Source organism: Paenibacillus sp. plas6, from assembly GCF_057221655.1.
Window position 1 is genome coordinate 1,783,563 of the sequence record NZ_CM170151.1, and the last position, 21,733, is coordinate 1,805,295.

The 21,733-nt window shown below is 41.0% G+C and carries 19 protein-coding genes and 1 other annotated feature; all 19 genes read right to left on the reverse strand.

Annotation, left to right across the window (positions count from 1 at the left end; genetic code table 11):
* Window positions 1-10: 10 nt before the first annotated feature.
* The 19 genes from AC2TDL_RS08020 to rpmG all read right to left on the reverse strand — a co-directional run bounded on the left by AC2TDL_RS08020 (window position 11) and on the right by rpmG (window position 21,506).
* A complete protein-coding gene (locus AC2TDL_RS08020) occupies window positions 11-769 on the reverse strand; it encodes an ABC transporter permease (RefSeq protein WP_484700069.1) in 759 nt (252 codons plus the stop codon).
* On the reverse strand, window positions 762-1,712 hold the full coding sequence (locus AC2TDL_RS08025; RefSeq protein WP_484700072.1) for an ABC transporter ATP-binding protein: 951 nt from the start codon (window positions 1,710-1,712) through the stop codon (window positions 762-764). Before AC2TDL_RS08025 ends, AC2TDL_RS08020 begins: the two co-directional genes overlap by 8 nt.
* Before the next feature lie 239 nt (window positions 1,713-1,951).
* Window positions 1,952-2,746 (reverse strand): ABC transporter ATP-binding protein, encoded by a 795-nt coding sequence (locus AC2TDL_RS08030; protein WP_484700075.1) that lies wholly within the window; start codon window positions 2,744-2,746, stop codon window positions 1,952-1,954.
* On the reverse strand, window positions 2,747-3,655 hold the full coding sequence (locus AC2TDL_RS08035) for an ABC transporter permease (protein ID WP_484700078.1): 909 nt from the start codon (window positions 3,653-3,655) through the stop codon (window positions 2,747-2,749).
* Window positions 3,656-3,762: 107 nt separating this feature from the next.
* Window positions 3,763-4,845 carry an ABC transporter substrate-binding protein gene (locus AC2TDL_RS08040; RefSeq protein ID WP_484700082.1) on the reverse strand — a complete coding sequence of 361 codons (1,083 nt, stop codon included), beginning with the start codon at window positions 4,843-4,845 and terminating at the stop codon, window positions 3,763-3,765.
* A gap of 170 nt (window positions 4,846-5,015) precedes the next feature.
* The gene (tuf, locus tag AC2TDL_RS08045) at window positions 5,016-6,206 is read right to left on the reverse strand and encodes an elongation factor Tu (protein ID WP_484700085.1); all 1,191 of its coding nucleotides are present in this window, start codon (window positions 6,204-6,206) and stop codon (window positions 5,016-5,018) included.
* A gap of 96 nt (window positions 6,207-6,302) precedes the next feature.
* A complete protein-coding gene (fusA, locus tag AC2TDL_RS08050) occupies window positions 6,303-8,381 on the reverse strand; it encodes an elongation factor G (RefSeq protein ID WP_484700087.1) in 2,079 nt (692 codons plus the stop codon).
* Window positions 8,382-8,411: 30 nt separating this feature from the next.
* Window positions 8,412-8,882, reverse strand: coding sequence for a 30S ribosomal protein S7 (gene rpsG / locus AC2TDL_RS08055; RefSeq protein ID WP_484700090.1), 471 nt, complete (start codon window positions 8,880-8,882; stop codon window positions 8,412-8,414).
* 73 nt (window positions 8,883-8,955) lie between these two features.
* Complete coding sequence (rpsL, locus tag AC2TDL_RS08060) at window positions 8,956-9,375, reverse strand: 30S ribosomal protein S12 (protein WP_484700093.1); 420 nt, start codon at window positions 9,373-9,375, stop codon at window positions 8,956-8,958.
* A gap of 291 nt (window positions 9,376-9,666) precedes the next feature.
* Window positions 9,667-13,293, reverse strand: a complete 3,627-nt coding sequence (gene rpoC / locus AC2TDL_RS08065) for a DNA-directed RNA polymerase subunit beta' (RefSeq protein WP_484700096.1) — start codon at window positions 13,291-13,293, stop codon at window positions 9,667-9,669.
* 115 nt (window positions 13,294-13,408) lie between these two features.
* Window positions 13,409-17,017 carry a DNA-directed RNA polymerase subunit beta gene (gene rpoB, locus AC2TDL_RS08070; protein WP_484700098.1) on the reverse strand — a complete coding sequence of 1,203 codons (3,609 nt, stop codon included), beginning with the start codon at window positions 17,015-17,017 and terminating at the stop codon, window positions 13,409-13,411.
* 380 nt (window positions 17,018-17,397) lie between these two features.
* The gene (locus tag AC2TDL_RS08075) at window positions 17,398-17,997 is read right to left on the reverse strand and encodes a class I SAM-dependent methyltransferase (protein ID WP_484700102.1); all 600 of its coding nucleotides are present in this window, start codon (window positions 17,995-17,997) and stop codon (window positions 17,398-17,400) included.
* Between the two features lie 100 nt (window positions 17,998-18,097).
* Window positions 18,098-18,463, reverse strand: a complete 366-nt coding sequence (rplL, locus tag AC2TDL_RS08080; protein ID WP_484700105.1) for a 50S ribosomal protein L7/L12 — start codon at window positions 18,461-18,463, stop codon at window positions 18,098-18,100.
* A gap of 85 nt (window positions 18,464-18,548) precedes the next feature.
* A complete protein-coding gene (rplJ, locus tag AC2TDL_RS08085) occupies window positions 18,549-19,052 on the reverse strand; it encodes a 50S ribosomal protein L10 (protein WP_484700107.1) in 504 nt (167 codons plus the stop codon).
* A 52-nt stretch (window positions 19,053-19,104) separates the two neighbouring features.
* Window positions 19,105-19,253, reverse strand: a sequence feature (ribosomal protein L10 leader region).
* 21 nt (window positions 19,254-19,274) lie between these two features.
* On the reverse strand, window positions 19,275-19,967 hold the full coding sequence (rplA, locus tag AC2TDL_RS08090) for a 50S ribosomal protein L1 (protein ID WP_484700109.1): 693 nt from the start codon (window positions 19,965-19,967) through the stop codon (window positions 19,275-19,277).
* A 111-nt stretch (window positions 19,968-20,078) separates the two neighbouring features.
* Window positions 20,079-20,504, reverse strand: a complete 426-nt coding sequence (gene rplK, locus AC2TDL_RS08095; protein ID WP_484700111.1) for a 50S ribosomal protein L11 — start codon at window positions 20,502-20,504, stop codon at window positions 20,079-20,081.
* Between the two features lie 66 nt (window positions 20,505-20,570).
* Window positions 20,571-21,104, reverse strand: a complete 534-nt coding sequence (gene nusG, locus AC2TDL_RS08100) for a transcription termination/antitermination protein NusG (RefSeq protein ID WP_484700113.1) — start codon at window positions 21,102-21,104, stop codon at window positions 20,571-20,573.
* 24 nt (window positions 21,105-21,128) lie between these two features.
* Window positions 21,129-21,338, reverse strand: a complete 210-nt coding sequence (gene secE / locus AC2TDL_RS08105; protein ID WP_484700115.1) for a preprotein translocase subunit SecE — start codon at window positions 21,336-21,338, stop codon at window positions 21,129-21,131.
* Between the two features lie 18 nt (window positions 21,339-21,356).
* Entirely contained in the window at window positions 21,357-21,506 is a 150-nt protein-coding gene (gene rpmG, locus AC2TDL_RS08110; protein ID WP_484700117.1) for a 50S ribosomal protein L33, read from the reverse strand.
* Window positions 21,507-21,733 lie beyond the last annotated feature (227 nt).

Here is a 21,733-nt window from a genome sequence, read left to right on the forward strand (position 1 = left end):
CGCACTAATTCTACGATACATCGCGTTTTTTGAAAACATAAAACGAGAGTCCTACGATCACAATCATATATAATAGAAGAATTACGCTTGAAAATCCTAAGCTCATTCCTTCTATCATCGGCTCGCCATCTTCATATATTCCTAGATCAGTGTTGAAATACAAAATGTACTTTGCAAATGAATAACGACTTAGCAGCATAATTACAATATCTTCAATAAATACGAGCAAAAATGAAATACCGATTGTAGCGCCAGTTGACTTCGTCAAAATGCTAAACATAAAAGCAATTGATGCGTAGATAAGCGCATAAATAAAGGTATAACCTGAGTATTTCAACAAATCGCTCAAACCCATTTCACTGCTGTTGAATCCAAAGAACAGAACATTAATAATCGTTCCTATAATTAGGGTAAAGAGCATTAAGGCAAGCAAAAACAAAATTAACGTCATATACTTTGATGCAAGAATTTTATTTCTACTATGAGCACGGATCAAAAGCAGCTTTATCGTCCCTAATTGATGTTCACTCGATACAAGACCAGCCATATAAATAATGCAAAGGAAAGTAAGTACTTTACCGCCGCCTTGAACACTCATACTCGACTGTAAGAAATCAAACAGTCCTATTTCTGTGCCAGGGGAAAACTTCTTCACCACTAATGCAATACCTAGTGGAATAAGCATCATAATTAAAAACGGAAGGAAAAAGCTGCGCTTCTTCATTATTTTTAGGCATTCGTTTACCGTTAATTGATAAAAACTATACAATTTGATTACCTCCTGTCCAAGCCAAGAATTGATCCTCTAAAGAACGTTTTACCTCTGTAATTCGGTAAACAGCAATTTTTTGCATACTTAATTGCTGTACGAATTGAGCAAGCAACTCATCAGTGCAACACACAAGGATTTCTTTGGTAGCATCATGATGATTAATCAGCTTAATTTGCTCAAATAATTTGAGTACTTGCAGCGCTTGCTGGATATTGTTTACACGCAGCATCAACTCATGCTCTTCAGTTGCCGATTGTACTCCACCGATGATTTGCTCACGTACAAATTTACCTTGTTGAATAATGACAACTCTGCTGCACATCAATTCCATTTCAGAAAGCAAGTGACTCGAAACAAGAATTCCGATGCCTTCTTTCTGTGCCAGCTCTTTCAAATAATCGCGCATTTCTCGAATACCTGCTGGATCAAGACCATTGGTCGGCTCATCAAGAATAAGTATGTCAGGAGAATGGAGTAGCGCCTGGGCAATTCCTAGACGTTGACGCATTCCTAAAGAATACGACTTCACTTTCTTCCCCATTGCTTCCGATAATCCGACAATATCAACGACCTCTCTTATCCGTTCCTCTGTAATACCGTCAGTCATACGTTGGTACTGCTTTAAATTATCCCAACCTGTCATATATGGATAAAACTCCGGATTTTCAACGATCGAACCAACATGAGCAATCGCTTTAGTAAAATTGGATTTAATACTATGTCCTTGAATAAACACATCGCCGCTTGTCATCCCAATTAATCCGACAATCATCCGAATTGTTGTTGTTTTACCAGCACCATTAGGTCCAAGCAAACCAACAATTTCCCCTTTTTTTACCTCAAAGCTTAATCCATCAACAATTAGCTGATTTCCTGCCTTTTTCGTAACGTTATTCAGCCGTAAAACTACATTTCCATTCCCTATACTCAATGTAATCACTCCAATCCATTTACGTGTACCTGTGTACTAGTTAAATAATACACTATTACATTATGTTTGTAAATATAACTTGCTATCGATTTTAAAAGAGTTAATGATATTAGTTTTGCCTAAAGCTTGTTAAACTGAACATAACAAAAAATGCACAGAGACTAGCTACTTCCACTAATCTCTGTGCATCCTGTATTGATACTTTATTCCGCTTTCTAACTTACTAAGCTTAGCAGCATTACTTTTTGCTAGCCAAGCACAACACGATCATCTGCCATTTTCTTACCGCTTATTTGTTCAAATTCGCCAAGCAAACGTTCAACGGTTAAATCGCTTTTCCGATCTTCATTTACTTGCAATATGATTTGACCTTTGTCCATCATAATTAATCGATTGCCAAGACGAATAGCTTGTTCCATATTATGTGTAACCATTAATGTGGTAAGGTTCATTTCTTTAACAATCTTTTCTGTCAAATCTGTGACAAGCTCTGCGCGGGCTGGGTCCAATGCTGCGGTATGCTCGTCCAGTAATAAAATTTTTGGACGTGTAAAAGTCGCCATCAGCAAACTTAGTGCCTGGCGCTCCCCACCAGAGAGCAAACCAACCTTCGCACTCATCCGATTTTCTAATCCTATGCCAAGGCGAGATAATTCTTCTCGGAAAAGTTCTTTTGTCTTTTTCGTTACACCAAAGCCAAAACCTCTTGCTTGTCCTCGCTTATAAGCAACTGCCAGATTTTCTTCAATTGTCATGCGTGGAGCTGTACCTGCCATCGGATCCTGAAACACTCGTCCAATCCACTTACTTCGTTTATGCTCAGGCAATGAACTTATATCATTACCATCAATATGCACACTGCCTACATCTGGTTTTAGAACTCCAGATATGATATTCATCAGCGTAGATTTACCAGCACCGTTACTGCCAATAATCGTTACGAAGTCGCCTTCCTTTAAATGCAACTGAGCTTTCAATAGAGCAATCTTTTCATCAATTGTGCCAGGGTTAAATAATTTAGAAACATTGTTAATATGAAGCATCTACTTAACACCCTCCCTCGCATCCAACTGATTCAATACTTCAACCGCTCGTTTTCGTGAAACTTGTTTTTCACGAATAGCTGCGCGAAGTGTTGGAATAATAAGTGCTCCAACGATAATTACCGCAGTAATTAATTTCATATCCTGCGCATCCATCCATTCAATACGAAGCGCTAATGCGTAAATTAAACGATATACAATTGCACCCAAGACAACTGCTAAAGTTGTACGGAAAATCGTTTTTTTACCGAACAACGCTTCCCCAATAATTACAGATGCTAAACCGATAACGATCATTCCTACACCCATATTATTGTTCGTTTGATTTGTAGAAAAAGCGATTAAACCGCCAGAAGTAGCTACTAGGGCATTCGATAGAGAAACACCAATAACTGTTGTTAATTCCGTATTTGCACCAAAACTTTTAATCATCCGCTGATTGTCGCCAGTTGCTCTTAAACTTAAACCAATGTTTGTCTTAAAAAATAAATCTAGCAGTAGCTTTACCCCTATTGCTAAAATTAAGCCGATTAGCAATACTGAACCGCCATCAAAAATATTAGGTTGACCACGAAGCGATAAATTAGGTTTACCCATAATTCGAAGGTTAATCGAATATAATGCGATCATCATAATGATTCCTGAAAGCAATCCATTAATTTTCCCTTTAGTATGCAGCAAACCTGTCATTAAACCAGCTAATGCTCCGCCGGCAAAGGCACATAATAAAGATAAAATTGGAGCTACGCCATGAAGCGTCATCACCGTCGCAATTGCTGCACCTGTCGTGAAGCTACCATCTACTGTTAGGTCAGGAAAATCAAGTACGCGATACGTAATGTATACGCCAAGCGCCATTAATGCATATAGCAAACCGCTTTCAATCGCGCCAGTTAAAGCTGTAACCACAACGAATCTCCTCCTTCAATGAATCATTCCGTTTTAAAATCTTCTTCAATAAAAATAGGGATCAGTATCTGACTGACCCCTATGAACTGCTAAACTACGTCACTTCATTATTCAATAATATTGGTCGCAGAATCCTTAACGTATGCTTTCATCTCATCTGTTACTTCGATACCCATTTCTCCAGCAGCACCAACATTGATAATGAAATCAAGATTTTGCGGCTTGCTGACATCTAGGTCACCAGGATTTTTACCTTCAACTAAAATTTGTAGTAGCATTTGTCCTACTTCATAACCATGGTCATAATATTTAAATCCAACTGTTGCAAATGCTCCAGCCTCTACTGTGTCACGATCAGATGTGAACAGCGGCAAATCATTTTCGTAAGCTGTATCGATTAAAATATCAACTGCTTCTACAACCGTATTATCTAGTGTGACATAAAGTGCATCAACTCTACCAACAAGAGACTGTGCAGCTTGCGGAATATCTGAGCTATTTGCAATTGGCGCTTTAACTAGCTCAATGCCATGCTCCTTTAAGCGTGCTTGTGCCGTTTCTGCCATAACGACAGCGTTTGGCTCACCTTCATTAATAACAAGACCGACTTTCTTTACATTAGGAAATTCATTTGCAATAAAGTCCATCAACTGATTAATTGCATCTGGGTTAGAGTCAGACGCTCCTGTAACATTACCACCTGGTTTTTCAAGTGATGGAACCAGTTTTTCTCTTAATGGGTCAGTTACAGCAGCAAATACAACTGGAGAATCTGTAATTTCGTCTACTAATGCTGCTGCACTAGGTGTTGCAATACCAACTGCAACATCCGGCTTTCCTTCTTTAATTTTTTGAGAAATTGGCTGCAAGTTATTGAAATCAGCTTGCGCATTTTGATAATCAATTGTTAAGTTTTGACCTTCAACTAGTCCACCATCTGCAAGTGCTGCAATAATTCCGTCTTTAACCGCATTCAATGATGGATGCTCAACAAACTGAGAAATCGCAACCTTATAATTTTTTCCGTCAGTTTTAGTCTCTTCACTACTACTTGCATTTGATGAGTTAGTTGTGTTTGTTGAATTACCTGAGTTAGCTGAACTATTGCTTGAGTTTCCACTATTACCACAAGCAGATAATAAAAGAACAAGCGCTACTAGTAAAGTAACAAATAAACTTTTTCTATTCATCGAACGACCCCTCCAGTGCATATTATATCTTACAATACTTATAAAAAACATATTAATTTAAAGAGACAAGGTCCGTCAACACAATATAGTAATAAGGTAAAATTTTGTTTATAAAATACAAAAAAAGCTCCCAGAAAACTGGGAGCTTTTTTATAACGAAAGCTAATAAATTAAGCTTCGATAGAAGTAACCGCACCTGCACCAACTGTACGACCACCTTCACGGATAGAGAAGCGAGTACCTTCTTCAACCGCGATTGGAGCGATCAATTCAACAGAAACAGTGATGTTATCACCAGGCATAACCATTTCAGTACCTTCTGGAAGGTTGATGATACCAGTTACGTCAGTTGTACGGAAATAGAATTGTGGACGGTAACCAGTGAAGAATGGTTTATGACGTCCACCCTCTTCTTTAGTTAGAACGTAAACAGAAGCAGTGAATTTAGTATGAGGCTTAACGGAACCTGGTTTAGCCAATACTTGACCACGCTCGATTTCTTTACGATCAACACCACGAAGAAGTGCACCGATGTTATCACCAGCTTGTGCGAAGTCTAGCAATTTACGGAACATCTCAACGCCTGTTACTACAGACTTACGAGTTTCTTCTTGAAGACCGATGATTTCAATTTCGTCACCAACTTTGATTTCACCACGTTCTACACGACCAGTAGCAACTGTACCACGACCAGTGATTGTAAATACGTCCTCAACTGGCATTAGGAAAGGTTTGTCAGTGTCACGTTGTGGAGTTGGGATGTAAGCATCGATTTGCTCAAATAGCTCAACGATTTTATCAGCCCAAGGACCATCTGGGTTTTGAAGTGCTTCACGAGCAGAACCACGGATGATTGGAGTGTCATCACCAGGGAATTCATACTCAGAAAGAAGGTCACGAACTTCCATTTCAACAAGTTCAAGAAGTTCTTCGTCTTCAACCATATCACATTTGTTCAAGAATACAACGATGTATGGTACACCTACTTGACGAGAAAGTAGGATGTGCTCACGAGTTTGTGGCATAGGACCGTCAGTTGCAGATACAACTAGGATCGCGCCGTCCATTTGAGCAGCACCAGTGATCATGTTTTTAACGTAGTCGGCATGCCCTGGGCAGTCAACGTGTGCGTAGTGACGGTTAGGAGTCTCATACTCAACGTGTGCAGTAGAGATTGTGATACCGCGTTCGCGCTCTTCTGGAGCTTTGTCGATTTGATCGAAAGCTACTGCAGCACCGCCGTACTTGTGAGAAAGTACAGTTGTGATAGCAGCAGTAAGAGTAGTTTTACCATGGTCAACGTGACCGATTGTACCGATATTAACATGCGGTTTAGTACGTTCAAATTTAGCTTTTGCCATTGAACAAAATCCTCCTCAATAATTCTATTATAGTTTATGTGTAGGCCCGATTTGAGATCATTGTATCTCTAAATCGAACCAAAATCAAATATTGGATTATTCGCCTTTGTTTTTAGCGATGATGCTTTCAGCAATGTTCTTAGGAACTTCTTCATAGTGAGATAGCTCCATAGAGAATACACCGCGTCCTTGAGTACCAGAACGAAGAGTTGTAGAATAACCAAACATCTCAGCTAGAGGCACTTTAGCACGGATAACTTGTGCACCAGCACGAGCGTCCATACCTTCGATGCGTCCGCGACGAGAGTTAAGCATACCCATAACATCGCCCATGTACTCTTCAGGAACAGTAACTTCAACCTTCATGATAGGCTCAAGAATTACTGGATTACATTTATCTTTAGCAGCTTTAAGCGCCATTGATCCTGCAATTTTAAATGCCATCTCAGAAGAGTCGACATCATGGTAAGAACCATCAAAAACAGTCGCTTTAATATCCACAAGTGGATAACCAGCTAGGACACCGTTTTGCATAGCTTCTTCAATACCAGCTTGGATCGGAGCGATGTATTCACGAGGAATCGCACCACCGACGATTTTGCTTTCGAAGACGAAGCCTGTACCTGGCTCAAGTGGTTCAAATTCAACCCAGCAGTGACCGTATTGACCTTTACCACCGGACTGACGAACGAATTTACCTTCAACTTTCGCAGCAGAGCGGAAAGTTTCACGGTAAGCAACTTGTGGAGCACCAACGTTTGTTTCTACTTTGAACTCACGACGCATACGGTCAACGATGATATCAAGGTGAAGCTCACCCATACCAGCGATAATTGTTTGACCTGTTTCTTCGTCAGTGTAAGCACGGAAAGTTGGATCCTCTTCAGCAAGTTTAGAAATCGCAACACCAAGTTTATCTTGGTCAGCTTTTGTTTTTGGCTCAATTGCGACTTCGATAACTGGCTCAGGGAAGTTCATGGATTCAAGAATTACTGGATTCTTTTCATCGCAAAGTGTATCCCCTGTAGTAGTATCTTTTAGACCTACAGCTGCTGCGATATCACCAGAGAATACTTCTTGAATTTCTTCACGGTGGTTCGCATGCATTTGTAGAATACGACCGATACGCTCACGTTTACCTTTTGTTGAGTTCAATACGTATGAACCAGAGTTAAGAATACCGGAATATACGCGGAAGAACGTCAAACGACCAACGTAAGGGTCAGTCATAATTTTGAATGCAAGTGCAGCAAATGGCTCTTCGTCAGATGAAGGACGAGTAACTTCAGTTCCATCATCTAGAGTACCTTTGATTGGTGGAATATCAACCGGAGAAGGTAGATAATCTACTACTGCATCAAGCATTGGTTGTACCCCTTTGTTACGGTAAGAAGAACCAGCAACAACTGGGAAAATTTTAGTTTCACAAACACCTTTACGAAGTGCAGCTTTGATCTCAGCAACTGAGATTTCTTCACCTTCAAGGTATTTCATCATTAGATCTTCGTCAATTTCAGCTACTTTTTCAATTAGCTCATTGCGAAGCTCTTCAACTTTGTCAGCATATTCAGCAGGTACTTCGCCAGCAGTTGGCTCTTTACCAAGATCATCTTTGTAAGTGTATGCAACACGTTCAATGATATCGATTACGCCCACAAAGTCAGATTCTGCACCCATAGGCAATTGAATAGCAACCGCATTCGCTTGCAGACGATCGCGCATATCTTGAACTACGTTCAAGAAATCCGCACCGATAATATCCATCTTATTTACATACGCAATACGAGGAACGCGGTATTTATCTGCTTGACGCCATACAGTTTCAGATTGTGGCTCAACGCCTTCTTTCGCACTAAATACACCAACTGCCCCGTCCAATACGCGTAGGGAACGTTCAACTTCAACTGTGAAGTCTACGTGACCTGGAGTATCAATGATATTGATGCGGTGACCTTTCCATTGAGCTGTTGTCGCAGCAGAAGTGATTGTGATACCACGTTCTTGCTCTTGCTCCATCCAGTCCATTGTTGCAGCACCTTCGTGTACCTCACCAATTTTGTGAGTACGTCCAGTGAAGAACAGGATACGCTCAGTTGTAGTCGTTTTACCCGCATCGATATGCGCCATGATACCGATATTACGTGTATTTTCCAAGGAGAATTCTCTTTTACCCATTAGTGATGTTCTCCTTTCAATCAAAAAATTCTACCAGCGGTAATGAGCAAACGCACGGTTTGCTTCCGCCATTTTGTGTGTATCTTCACGTTTTTTAACAGATGCACCAGTGTTGTTAGATGCGTCAATAATTTCAGCAGCTAAACGCTCTTGCATTGTTTTCTCACCGCGGCTACGGGAGTAGTTTACAAGCCAACGTAATGCTAGTGCAGTACGACGCTCTGGTTTTACTTCGATAGGTACTTGATAGTTTGCACCGCCGACACGACGAGCTTTAACCTCTAGTACTGGCATGATGTTTTTCATAGCTGCTTCAAAAACTTCCATTGGATCGTTTCCAGTACGTTCTTGAATCAATTTGAATGCATCATACAAAATTGTTTGTGCAACGCCTCTTTTACCGTCAATCATAATACGGTTAATTAAACGTGTTACCAATTTGGAGTTATACACCGGATCTGGTAGCACATCGCGTTTAGTTACAGGACCTTTGCGTGGCATTTACAAGTCCCCCTTTCTTAAGTTTTGAAATTGTTGGTTGTTGGTCTAACGTTGCTCTTTGGGGAGCATACGATTATTTTTTAGCTTTAGGACGTTTTGTACCGTATTTAGAACGACCTTGCATACGGTTGTTTACACCTGCAGTATCAAGCGCACCACGAACGATGTGGTAACGAACCCCTGGTAAGTCTTTAACACGACCACCACGAATTAGCACTACGCTGTGCTCTTGAAGGTTATGTCCGATACCTGGAATGTACGCAGTAACCTCAACACGGTTTGTAAGACGTACACGGGCATATTTACGAAGCGCAGAGTTTGGTTTCTTAGGAGTCATAGTACCTACACGAGTACAAACACCACGTTTTTGCGGAGAGCTAATGTTAGTAGCTTCACGTTTCAATGCGTTATAGCCTCTTTGCAAAGCTGGAGATTTTGATTTCACAACTTTTGCTTTACGTCCTTTACGAACTAGTTGGTTAATTGTTGGCATTTGAGCCACCCCCTTCCCATAGTTATGTCATTTATATTGGTAGACATTTCACCCAAATTCAAGCCCACAGATCCAGGCGAGTCATAAAATTTCGTGATAAAGCCCTGCCTGATCCTTAGGCGCACTCAGATATAATATCACTTCTTGCTAGGCAATGTCAAGGTATCTTTATGCAATCCCTATAAATTTGTTTGAAAAAAGCGATAAATTTCTCAGTAAGAAACTAAGAAATTTATCGCTTAATTTATAAACTCAGCATTTCATAATGATTAACTCAATTACGAACGCCTTTTATTCAACCGCAACCACTTCTTGTTGTTCATCGCTATTAGAATCCGTATCAGTAGCGTCTTCTATCCCTTTGAAACGAATGTTACGATAACGCTGCATACCAGTACCAGCTGGGATCAGCTTACCGATAATAACATTTTCTTTAAGACCAAGAAGTTGGTCAACTTTACCTTTAATCGCTGCATCTGTAAGAACACGTGTTGTTTCTTGGAATGAAGCAGCAGATAAGAAGGAATCTGTTTCAAGGGATGCTTTCGTAATACCTAGCAACACTGGTTTCGCAATTGCTGGTTCTTTACCGGCAAGAATTGCTTCCAAGTTCGCAGCTTCATATTCATGAATATCAACGAAGGAACCAGGTAATAGGTTTGTATCGCCTGAAAGCACGATACGAATTTTACGAAGCATTTGTCGAATCATAACCTCTACGTGTTTATCGTTGATTTCTACACCTTGGTTACGATATACGCGTTGAACCTCTTGAAGAATGTAGTTTTGAACGCCACGAACCCCTTTAATGCGAAGCATTTCTTTAGGGTCAATAGAACCGTCTGTCAACTCATCTCCAGCTTCAACATGTTGACCTTCGGAAACGCGGATACGAGAACCATAAGTTACTGCATATTCTTTAGATTCAGCTTCACCTTGAATTTCGATGACACGACGATCTTTCGCCTCATGAATTTTCTTCACGACACCATCGATTTCAGAGATAAGCGCTTGACCTTTTGGATTACGCGCTTCGAATAGCTCCTGGATACGCGGAAGACCTTGTGTAATATCGTCTCCTGCTACGCCCCCTGTATGGAACGTACGCATTGTCAACTGTGTACCTGGTTCACCGATTGATTGCGCAGCGATAATACCAACTGCTTCACCAATCTCAACATGCTTACCAGTAGCCAAGTTACGACCATAACATACTTTACATACGCCATGACGTGCACGACAGCTAAGCACAGAACGAATTTGAAGTTTTTCAACGCCAGCAGCAACGATTTTTTCAGCTTTTTCCGCATCGATCAATTCATTACGGTTAACAAGGATTTCGCCTGTTTCCGGATGACGAACTGTTTCGAAGGAATAACGTCCTTCAATACGGTCAAACAGATCTTCGATAACCTCTTTACCGTCATGAATTTTGCTAACGATAAAGCCTTTGTCTGTTCCACAATCCTCTTCACGTACAATGACATCTTGCGCAACGTCAACAAGACGACGAGTCAAGTAACCAGAGTCCGCTGTACGAAGTGCCGTATCGGCAAGACCTTTACGTGCACCGTGCGTAGAGATAAAGTACTCTAGGACGGTTAGACCTTCACGGAAGTTCGACTTAATCGGCAACTCGATGATACGACCAGATGGGTTGGCCATCAGACCACGCATACCACCAAGCTGAGTAATCTGTGATTTGTTACCGCGGGCTTTGGAATCTACCATCAACATAATATTGTTGTAGCGATCCATTGATTTCATTAGAACGTCAGTGATACGTTCTTTACATTCACTCCAAATCGCGATAATACGGTCGTAACGTTCTTCGTTAGTAATCAAACCGCGACGGTATTGATTCATAACTACTTTTACTTTGTCTTCAGACTCACGCATAATTGTCTTCTTCTCTTCAGGAACAACAACGTCAGCCACACCGATCGTAATACCGGCTTTTGTAGAGTAAGTGAAACCAAGCTCTTTAATTTTATCAAGAATCATTGAAGTTCTTGTTGTATGGTATTTACGGAAACATTCAGCAATAATTTGACCAAGATAATCTTTACCAACAGCAGGTGCGATTGGCAAATCATTTAGCACCTTGAGCAAATCAACGCCTTTTTCAAATATAAAGTATTTATCCGGAGTACCATTAATCAAGTTGGATTTTGAAGCCTCATTGATATATGGGAATTCCGGCGGGAATATTTCATTGAAAATAATTTTACCAACTGTAGTAACAAGCAATGCTTTGCTTTGTGCTTCTGTAAAACTTGTTTTATTCAATGCTTTTGCAGGAATAATAACACGAGCATGAAGTGAAGCAACACCACGTTGGTAAGCTGAAACAGCTTCGTTAACAGAAGCAAAAATTGAACCTGAACCTTTTGCTTCTTTATTATCCATTGTCAAGTAATAAGAACCTAAAACCATATCCTGAGATGGTGTAACAACCGGTTTACCATCTTTAGGGTTCAAGATATTACCAGATGCAAGCATTAGCATACGTGCTTCTGCTTGTGCTTCAGCGGACAATGGAACGTGAACCGCCATTTGGTCACCGTCAAAGTCAGCGTTATACGCTGTACATACAAGAGGATGCAAGCGAATTGCGCGACCTTCAACAAGAATTGGTTCGAATGCTTGAATACCAAGTCTGTGCAGCGTAGGAGCACGGTTAAGCAGAACTGGATGTTCTTTAATTACTTCCTCTAGTACGTCCCAAACTTCAGGACTTACACGCTCAACTTTGCGTTTAGCAGATTTAATGTTATGAGCTAGCCCTTTATTAACAAGCTCCTTCATAACAAATGGTTTGAATAGCTCAAGCGCCATTTCTTTCGGCAAACCACATTGATACATTTTCAAGTAAGGACCTACTACGATAACGGAACGACCAGAATAGTCAACACGTTTACCTAGCAAGTTCTGACGGAAACGTCCTTGTTTACCTTTAAGCATATGAGACAATGATTTCAATGGACGGTTACCTGGACCTGTTACTGGACGACCACGACGACCATTATCGATCAAGGCATCAACCGCTTCTTGTAGCATACGTTTTTCGTTTTGCACGATAATATCAGGAGCGCCAAGATCAAGCAATCGTTTCAAACGATTGTTACGGTTAATAACGCGACGATATAGATCGTTCAAGTCAGAAGTAGCAAAACGTCCACCATCCAATTGAACCATTGGACGAAGTTCTGGCGGGATGACAGGAAGTACATCTAAAATCATCCATTCAGGTCTATTTCCTGAATTACGGAACGCCTCGATAACTTCTAGACGTTTAATTGCACGATTACGACGTTGACCTTGTGCAGTGCGAAGCTCTTCCTTCAACACTTCAAGTTCACGATCTAGGTCGATATCTTGCAATAGTTTTTTAACTGCTTCAGCACCCATTCCTGCTTGGAAGCCGTAGCCATATTTTTCACGATAGCTACGATATTCCTTTTCGGACAATAGTTGTTTTTTCTCTAGTGGAGTTTCACCTGGATCAGTTACAACATAGGATGCAAAGTAAATAATCTCTTCAAGCGAACGAGGAGACATATCAAGCGCAAGACCCATGCGGCTTGGAATTCCTTTAAAGTACCAAATATGTGAAACTGGAGCAGCAAGCTCAATATGCCCCATACGCTCACGACGTACTTTTTGACGAGTAACCTCGACACCACAACGGTCACAAACTACACCTTTATAACGTACACGCTTGTACTTACCACAATGACATTCCCAGTCCTTAGTTGGTCCGAAAATCTTTTCACAGAAAAGACCTTCTTTCTCCGGTTTTAACGTTCTGTAATTGATGGTTTCCGGTTTTTTAACCTCTCCGCGGGACCATGAGCGAATTTTGTCTGGCGATGCCAAACCAATTTTCATATACTCAAAGTTGTTCACGTCCAACAAGGAGCAACCCTCCTTCGTCATGTATGACTATGTCAAAATTAAGCACTGAACTTCAATCAGCTCATCAAAGATTTGCTGACTGAAGCTCGTTTTGTGCTTGCTATCTTTAATTCAATTAAGCTAAATCATCGACTTCTTCTTCATCTTCCAAAACTTCTCCATCATCAGGTGCACCAACACCTACAGGAGCACGTTCGAAATTATCGACATCATCAAGGTTCAGCTTTTCACTTGTAACATCGTCATCGTCAATTTCTTTCATCTCGATTTCTTCCTCATCCTCGGTCAAAATCTTGACGTCCATACCTAAGCTTTGCAATTCCTTAATCAATACCTTGAATGATTCAGGAACACCTGGTTCAGGTACGTTTTCACCTTTAACGATGGACTCGTATGTTTTCACACGACCGACAACATCATCGGATTTAACTGTCAATATTTCTTGCAATGTATAGGCAGCACCATAAGCTTCAAGCGCCCATACCTCCATCTCACCGAAGCGCTGACCACCAAATTGAGCTTTACCACCCAATGGTTGTTGCGTAACAAGTGAGTAAGGACCAGTAGAACGAGCATGAATTTTATCTTCAACCATGTGTGCCAGTTTAATCATGTACATGACACCAACAGTTACTTCACGCTCAAACGGTTCACCTGTACGACCATCGTAAAGTACCGTTTTACCGTTCCGTTGCATACCAGCTTCTTCCATCGTGTCGTATACATCTTCTCCAGTTGCACCGTCAAAGACAGGAGTAGCAACGTGGATACCCAGATATTTACAAGCCATACCTAAGTGAACTTCTAGAGCCTGACCGATGTTCATCCGTGATGGTACCCCTAGCGGGTTAAGCACAACCTCTACAGGTGTACCATCTGGTAAGAATGGCATATCCTCTTCAGGCATGATGCGGGCAATAACCCCTTTGTTACCGTGACGACCGGCCATTTTGTCGCCCTCAGAGATTTTACGTTTTTGTGCAATGTAAACACGAACTAAGTGATTAACGCCTGGAGGCAATTCATCGCCGTTTTCACGTGTAAACACCTTCACATCAACAACAATACCTGTTGTACCGTGTGGTACACGAAGTGATGTATCGCGAACTTCACGTGCTTTCTCACCGAAAATGGCATGAAGCAAACGTTCTTCAGCAGTAAGCTCCGTTACACCTTTAGGTGTTACTTTACCTACAAGAATATCACCAGAGTTAATTTCAGCACCGACGCGAATAATTCCGCGCTCATCAAGGTTGCGAAGCGCTTCTTCACCTACGTTAGGAATATCGCGAGTGATTTCTTCTGGTCCTAATTTTGTATCACGAGCTTCTGATTCATATTCTTCAATATGAATTGAAGTATAAACATCATCTTTAACAAGTTTTTCACTTAGTAGAATTGCATCCTCGTAGTTATAACCTTCCCAAGTCATAAATGCTACAACTACGTTACGACCAAGTGCCAATTCACCGTTTTCAGTTGATGGACCGTCAGCAAGAATATCGCCTTTTTTAACAACATCACCTTTGCGGACGATTGGACGTTGGTTAATACACGTACCTTGGTTAGAACGCATAAATTTATGAAGCTTATGACGAATAAGATCGCCTTGTACTTCTTTGCCATCAATCACTTCTACACGACGAAGCAAAATTTCATTTGCCGTTACACGTTCAATAACACCATCATATTTTGAAACAATGCAGACACCAGAATCTTTAGCCGCTTTATGTTCCATTCCTGTACCAACAAACGGAGCTTTAGGAACAAGCAATGGCACCGCTTGGCGCTGCATGTTCGAACCCATTAGCGCACGGTTGGAGTCGTCGTTCTCTAGGAAAGGAATCAACGCTGTCGCCACAGACACAACCTGTTTTGGTGATACGTCCATGTAGTCAACACGATTACTTGGCATTGTTAAGATGTTATCTGCTTGTTTGTTGAAACGTACGATCGTTTCTTTTTCAGCGAAGCGATTATCCTCAGTAAGAGGAGCGTTTGCTTGCGCAACAACATAGTTATATTCCTCATCGGCTGTCATGTACGTTACTTTATCTGTAACAATACCTGTTTCAGGATCAACCCAACGATACGGAGCTTCAATAAAGCCGTATTCATTAATACGTGCATACGTAGACAAGGAGTTGATCAAACCGATGTTCGGACCCTCTGGCGTTTCAATCGGACACATACGACCATAGTGAGAGTTATGAACGTCACGAACTTCGAAACCAGCGCGTTCACGTGTTAAACCACCAGGTCCTAGTGCAGATAGACGACGTTTATGCGTCAATTCCGCAAGTGGGTTTGTTTGGTCCATAAACTGTGACAACTGAGAAGAGCCAAAGAACTCTTTAATTGCCGCAATTACTGGACGAATATTAATTAACGCTTGTGGTGTAATTGCATTTGCATCCTGAATTGACATTCTTTCACGTACAACACGTTCCATACGAGAAAGACCAATACGGAATTGGTTTTGCAATAGCTCACCAACAGAACGTAAGCGACGGTTACCTAAATGGTCAATATCATCGATATCGCCTACTCCGTGCAACAAGTTAAGGAAGTAGTTAATTGATGCGATAATATCTGCTGGCGTAATATGCTTAACAGACTTATCAATATTGCCATTTGCGATAATTTTAATAACTTTGCCTTCTTCGATTGGCGAGTAGATGCTAATAGTTTGTAGATTGATGTCATGTGCATCAAGCACACCATTTGCAACTGAATATGTTTTAAAGCCGATATCAGATTCTAGTCGATCTAAAATTTGATCCAATAAACGGCGATCGACAACCTGTCCTTTTTCGGCTACAATTTCACCTGTCGATGCATCAATCAAGTCCTCTGCAAGGCGTTGATTGAAAAGACGGTTTTTTATGTGAAGCTTTTTATTAATTTTATAACGACCAACATTTGCTAAATCATAGCGTTTTGGATCGAAGAAACGTGCTACTAGCAAGCTTTTCGCATTGTCCAATGTTGGAGGCTCACCTGGACGCAGACGCTCATAAATTTCGATTAGCGCTTTTTCAGTTGAATCAGTGCTATCCTTATCAAGGGTATTTGCAATGTATTCATCATGACCAAGCAACTCTAAAATTTCCGCATCTGTACCAAAGCCTAGCGCTCTAAGCAGAACGGTAACAGGAATTTTACGTGTACGGTCAATACGTACGTAAATAATATCCTTAGCGTCTGTTTCTAATTCCAGCCAAGCACCACGGTTAGGAATTACAGTAGCCGTATATGCTTTCTTACCGTTTTTATCAACCTTAGTGCTGAAGTACACACTTGGGGAGCGAACCAATTGGCTGACAATTACACGTTCCGCCCCGTTAATAATAAACGTGCCGGTTTCCGTCATTAGTGGGAAATCTCCCATAAAGACTTCTTGTTCCTTAACTTCGCCAGTCTCCTTATTGAACAACCGCACTTTCACACGCAAAGGAGCTGCATACGTAACATCCCGTTCTTTACATTCATCGACTGAATATTTAGGTTCTCCTAAGCTGTAATCAATAAACTCAAGCGATAAATTTCCTGTAAAGTCCGTAATCGGAGAAATGTCATGAAACAGCTCAATAAGATCTGTTTCTAAAAACTTTTCATACGATTTTTGTTGGATTTCAATCAGGTTCGGGACTTCTAGCACCTCTCTGATCCGACTATAGCTTCTACGCTGACGTCGACCATACTGAACAAGTTGTCCTGCCAACTTAACCTCACCCCTCATGTCTGTCTAACAGCATCATTTTTTAAATAGCTGTTGCGATCTCTACAATCTTGGATTATAGTGATCATAAAAATAAATAAAAGCCCTTATCGAATAGTTCGAAAAAAGAGCATGTTTCAGACTGTTGACCATTCTATCAACAATACAATGGTCCATATCAAGTAATTTTGCCCAAATTTTTACTGTTATACTCCGTTCTTCATAATTTTTCTGATTTAACAGTCATTACTACTTGACAAGAATACAACTAAACACAATTCAAGCAATTTTATGCTGACATTTTATAATATTAACATATCAGAAATGTCAAGTCAAATATTTTCTTGCTATTTGGACCATTTTCATATAAGCTATTTAATCGGCTATTTTTTTATGGCTTTAAAAATGCGATAGCCTTTATCTTTCGTTACCTCTACGACTTCGCCAAACAACTGCTCCAACTTTGCTTGCGCAGAAGGTGCCCCTTGTTTTTTTTGAATGACGATCCACATTTCTCCGCCATTCTTCAATAGCTGATAACCTTCTTCAAAAATTTGATGGACAACCGCTTTTCCCGCACGAATTGGCGGATTGCTTAAAATACAATCAAAATTTTGTTCCTTTACAGCTTCAAACAAATCGCTTTGCAGCACTGTAACGTTATGAACATTATTTTGGTTAGCATTCAATTTGCTTAGCTCTACCGCTCGCTCATTAATATCAATCATTGTCACATGACCCTGTGGAGCAAGCTTGGCTGCAGTAATTCCGATTGGGCCATAGCCGCAACCTACATCCAATACGGTAGCATCTGAAGCAAATTCCATCGTATTGATCAGCACTTGACTTCCATAATCGATGCCCGCCTTAGAAAACACTCCAGCATCCGTAACAAAGCTTAAGCGGAAACCTCGCAACGTAAATTGATGCTGCTGCCTACTGCTTGCAACTTGCGGTTGCTTGCTATAATAATGATTATTCAAGTAATCTCTCACCGGCCTTTTTTTCAATGATGCAAGGTAAGAAACCCCTTGAAGCTAGGCTCCAAGGGGTCATTTTCAAGTTGTCGCAGGTAGGAGTTAATTACTTAACTTCTACAGTAGCGCCAGCTTCTTCAAGTTTAGCTTTGATAGAATCTGCTTCTTCTTGGCTAACTTTTTCTTTGATTGGTTTAGGAGCTCCGTCAACAAGCTCTTTTGCTTCTTTCAAGCCAAGACCAGTGATTTCGCGAACCACTTTGATAACGTTGATTTTAGATGCACCAGCGTTAGCTAGGATTACATCGAATTCAGTTTGAGCAGCAGCTGCACCAGCGTCTCCGCCACCAGCTACAACAGCTACAGGAGCTGCAGCAGTTACACCGAATTCTTCTTCAATTGCTTTAACAAGATCGTTCAGTTCAAGAACTGTCATACCTTTAATTGCTTCTAAGATTTGCTCTTTAGACATGGTATTACCTCCGAATGGTTTAATTTTTTATTTAAGTGATTAATGATGTCTTCGACATCGTTTTTATATCGCAAGCGATATTCGATTAAGCTTGTGCTTCTTGTTTCTCACCAACAGCTTTAACTGCAAGCGCGAAGTTGCGAATAGGCGCTTGAAGTACGCTGAGTAGCATAGAAAGAAGACCTTCGCGAGAAGGAAGTTGTGCAAGAGCTTTAATTTGAGCCTCGTTAACTACTTTACCTTCTACGATACCACCTTTAAGTTTCAAAGCTTCGTTAGCTTTTGCGAAATCATAAAGGATTTTAGCTGGAGCTACAGCATCTTCAGCACTAAATGCAACAGCTGTAGGACCAGTTAGAACATCACTAAGTGATGCATAATCAGTACCTTCAGTTGCACGACGAACGATTGAGTTTTTAATTACTTGGAACTCAACGCCTGCTTCACGAAGTTGTTTACGAAGCTCAGTTACTTGAGCAACGTTCAAACCACGATAGTCAGCAACGATAGTACTTGCGCTGGAAGCAAGCTTACCAGCCACTTCATTAACTGCTTGTTGTTTCTGCTCGATAATCTTAGCGTTAGCCAAACTGTACACCTCCCGTAAATATTTACATTCCGTGAATGAGAGATCCCGTCCTCGATGCATGAGAAAACCCTCGCCTTGCATGCGAGGGTCATGAATTCGTTCGTTCAATACAACATTGAACCTTAACGCTCTATCATAACACCTCGGTAGGAAATTAAGCCGATTAGCACCTACTGTCTACGGTATGCATTTTCAATTTTAAGTCATGTTTCTTTAACACTATTAGCGGAAGCTAGCAGTGTTTACACGAGCACCAGGGCCCATTGTAGAAGAAACAGAAATATTTTTCAGGTAAACACCTTTTGCAGCAGCCGGTTTAGCACGGTTAAGTGCATCGATAAGTGCTTTTAAGTTTTCATTTAATTTTTCAGAATCAAATGAAACTTTACCGATTGGCGCATGGATTTGACCTGCTTTATCAAGACGGTATTCAATTTTACCCGCTTTGATTTCTTGAACAGCTTTAGCAACATCAAATGTTACTGTACCTGCTTTAGGGTTAGGCATTAAGCCTTTACCACCAAGAATACGACCTAGTTTACCAACTTCAGCCATCATATCAGGCGTAGCTACGCAAACGTCGAAATCGAACCAACCTTGTTGGATTTTGTTAATCATATCTGAGTCGCCAACATAGTCAGCGCCAGCAGCTTCTGCTTCTTTAGCTTTATCGCCTTTAGCGAAAACTAATACTTTTTTAGTTTTACCAGTACCGTGTGGTAGTACTACTACACCACGAACAGCTTGGTCTTGTTTACGAGGGTCTACACCCAAACGTACAGCAACTTCAACAGACTCGTCGAATTTTGCTGTAGAAGCTTTTTTCACAAGTTCAATAGCTTCTAGTGGCTCATAGCTTGCATCGCGATCAATTAGCTTTGCAGCTTCAAGATACTTTTTACCGTGTTTAGCCATTTGTTCTTCCTCCTAATGTGGTTTTAGCGGAGTGACCTTCGTCCTCCTCCCACTCGTGAAGCATTGCTCCACTAAGCGAGTTGCGCTCGCAAGAGAAAACAGCCGTCAACATTAGTCAACGATTGTAATACCCATAGAACGAGCAGTACCTTCAACCATACGCATTGCTGCTTCAACAGAAGCTGCGTTAAGGTCAGGCATTTTAGTTTCAGCGATTTCGCGAACTTTGTCACGTTTAACCGTTGCAACTTTTTTCTTGTTAGGCTCGCCAGATCCTTTTTCGATACCAGCCGCTATACGAAGCAATACTGCTGCCGGTGGCGTTTTAGTTTCGAAAGTAAATGAGCGATCCTCGAATACAGAGATAACAACTGGAATAATCAATCCAGCTTGATCAGCTGTACGTGCGTTAAACTCTTTACAGAATGCCATAATGTTGACACCTGCTTGACCTAGTGCAGGACCAACTGGTGGTGCTGGGTTAGCTTTACCTGCAGGGATTTGTAGCTTAACGATTTTAATCACTTTTTTCGCCATGATTCACACCTCCTTGACGTGATATACAAGCAGCTTAACAAGCGCTTGTCCGAGAAACCTCGGGTATTAAACCTTTTCAACTTGAGTATAGTCAAGCTCAAGCGGAGTTTCTCTACCAAACATGTTGACGTGAACCTTTAGCTTCGCCTTGTCGAGCAGAATTTCTTCCACAGTTCCGACAAAGTCTGCAAAAGGACCTACCTTGACGCGAACAGTTTCTTTCAGCTCAAACTCGATCTTAGGCTTAGGCTCTTCCATTCCCATATGCTTGAGAATTTGCTCTACTTCCTCAGGCAGTAGCGGTATAGGCTTAGAACCAGAACCAGTCGATCCTACGAAACCCGTAACTCCAGGCGTATTTCGAACAACGTACCAAGAATCATCTGTTTGAATCATCTCAACAAGCACGTAGCCAGGATATACCTTGCGTTGAACGGTTTTACGTTTACCGTCCTTCTCTACGATTTCGTCTTCCATCGGTACAAGCACACGAAAGATTTTATCTTCCATGTTCATGGACTCAACGCGACGTTCCAAATTAGCCTTGACTTTGTTTTCATAGCCTGAATACGTATGCACGACGTACCATCTTTTTTCCATCACTAATCCACCTTTGGGCTTTCGTTAGACAATTAGATCTACGAGAGCTGAAATCCCGATGTCTAGGATCCAGAAGTAAATCGTTACAAATATAACCGTCACGAGAACTACGAGTGTGTAACTCGTCAACTCCTTACGACTAGGCCAACGGACCTTTTTAAGCTCTGCCCAACTGTCAGCAAGATAACTAAACGTCGCACTAAAGCCTTGCTTTACCTTTGCTAAAAATGTCACGTTCACACCTCCAATTGACTATCTAGTCTCGCGATGAGGAGTCTGCTCGTTACAGAACTTGCAGTACTTCTTCAACTCGATGCGGTCGGGGTGATTGCGCTTGTTTTTAGTCGTCGCATAGTTTCTCTGTTTGCAGTTTGTGCATGCCAGCGTGATGATAACCCGCATTGAATAACACCTCCCGAACTGCTAAAAAATACGAACCCTTATTTTTGCCCCTAAAAAGTTTTAACCATAACGAAAAAACCTTTTTTACAAGGCCTACCTAAACACTTTAGCATAAGGTTTTGACCATGTCAACGTAAAACAACTGACTCGGGTGTACAATTTTTGGATTTTGACATCATTTCTCAGCTTTCGCTCTATATGTCACAAAATATAATTTTAAGTTTATG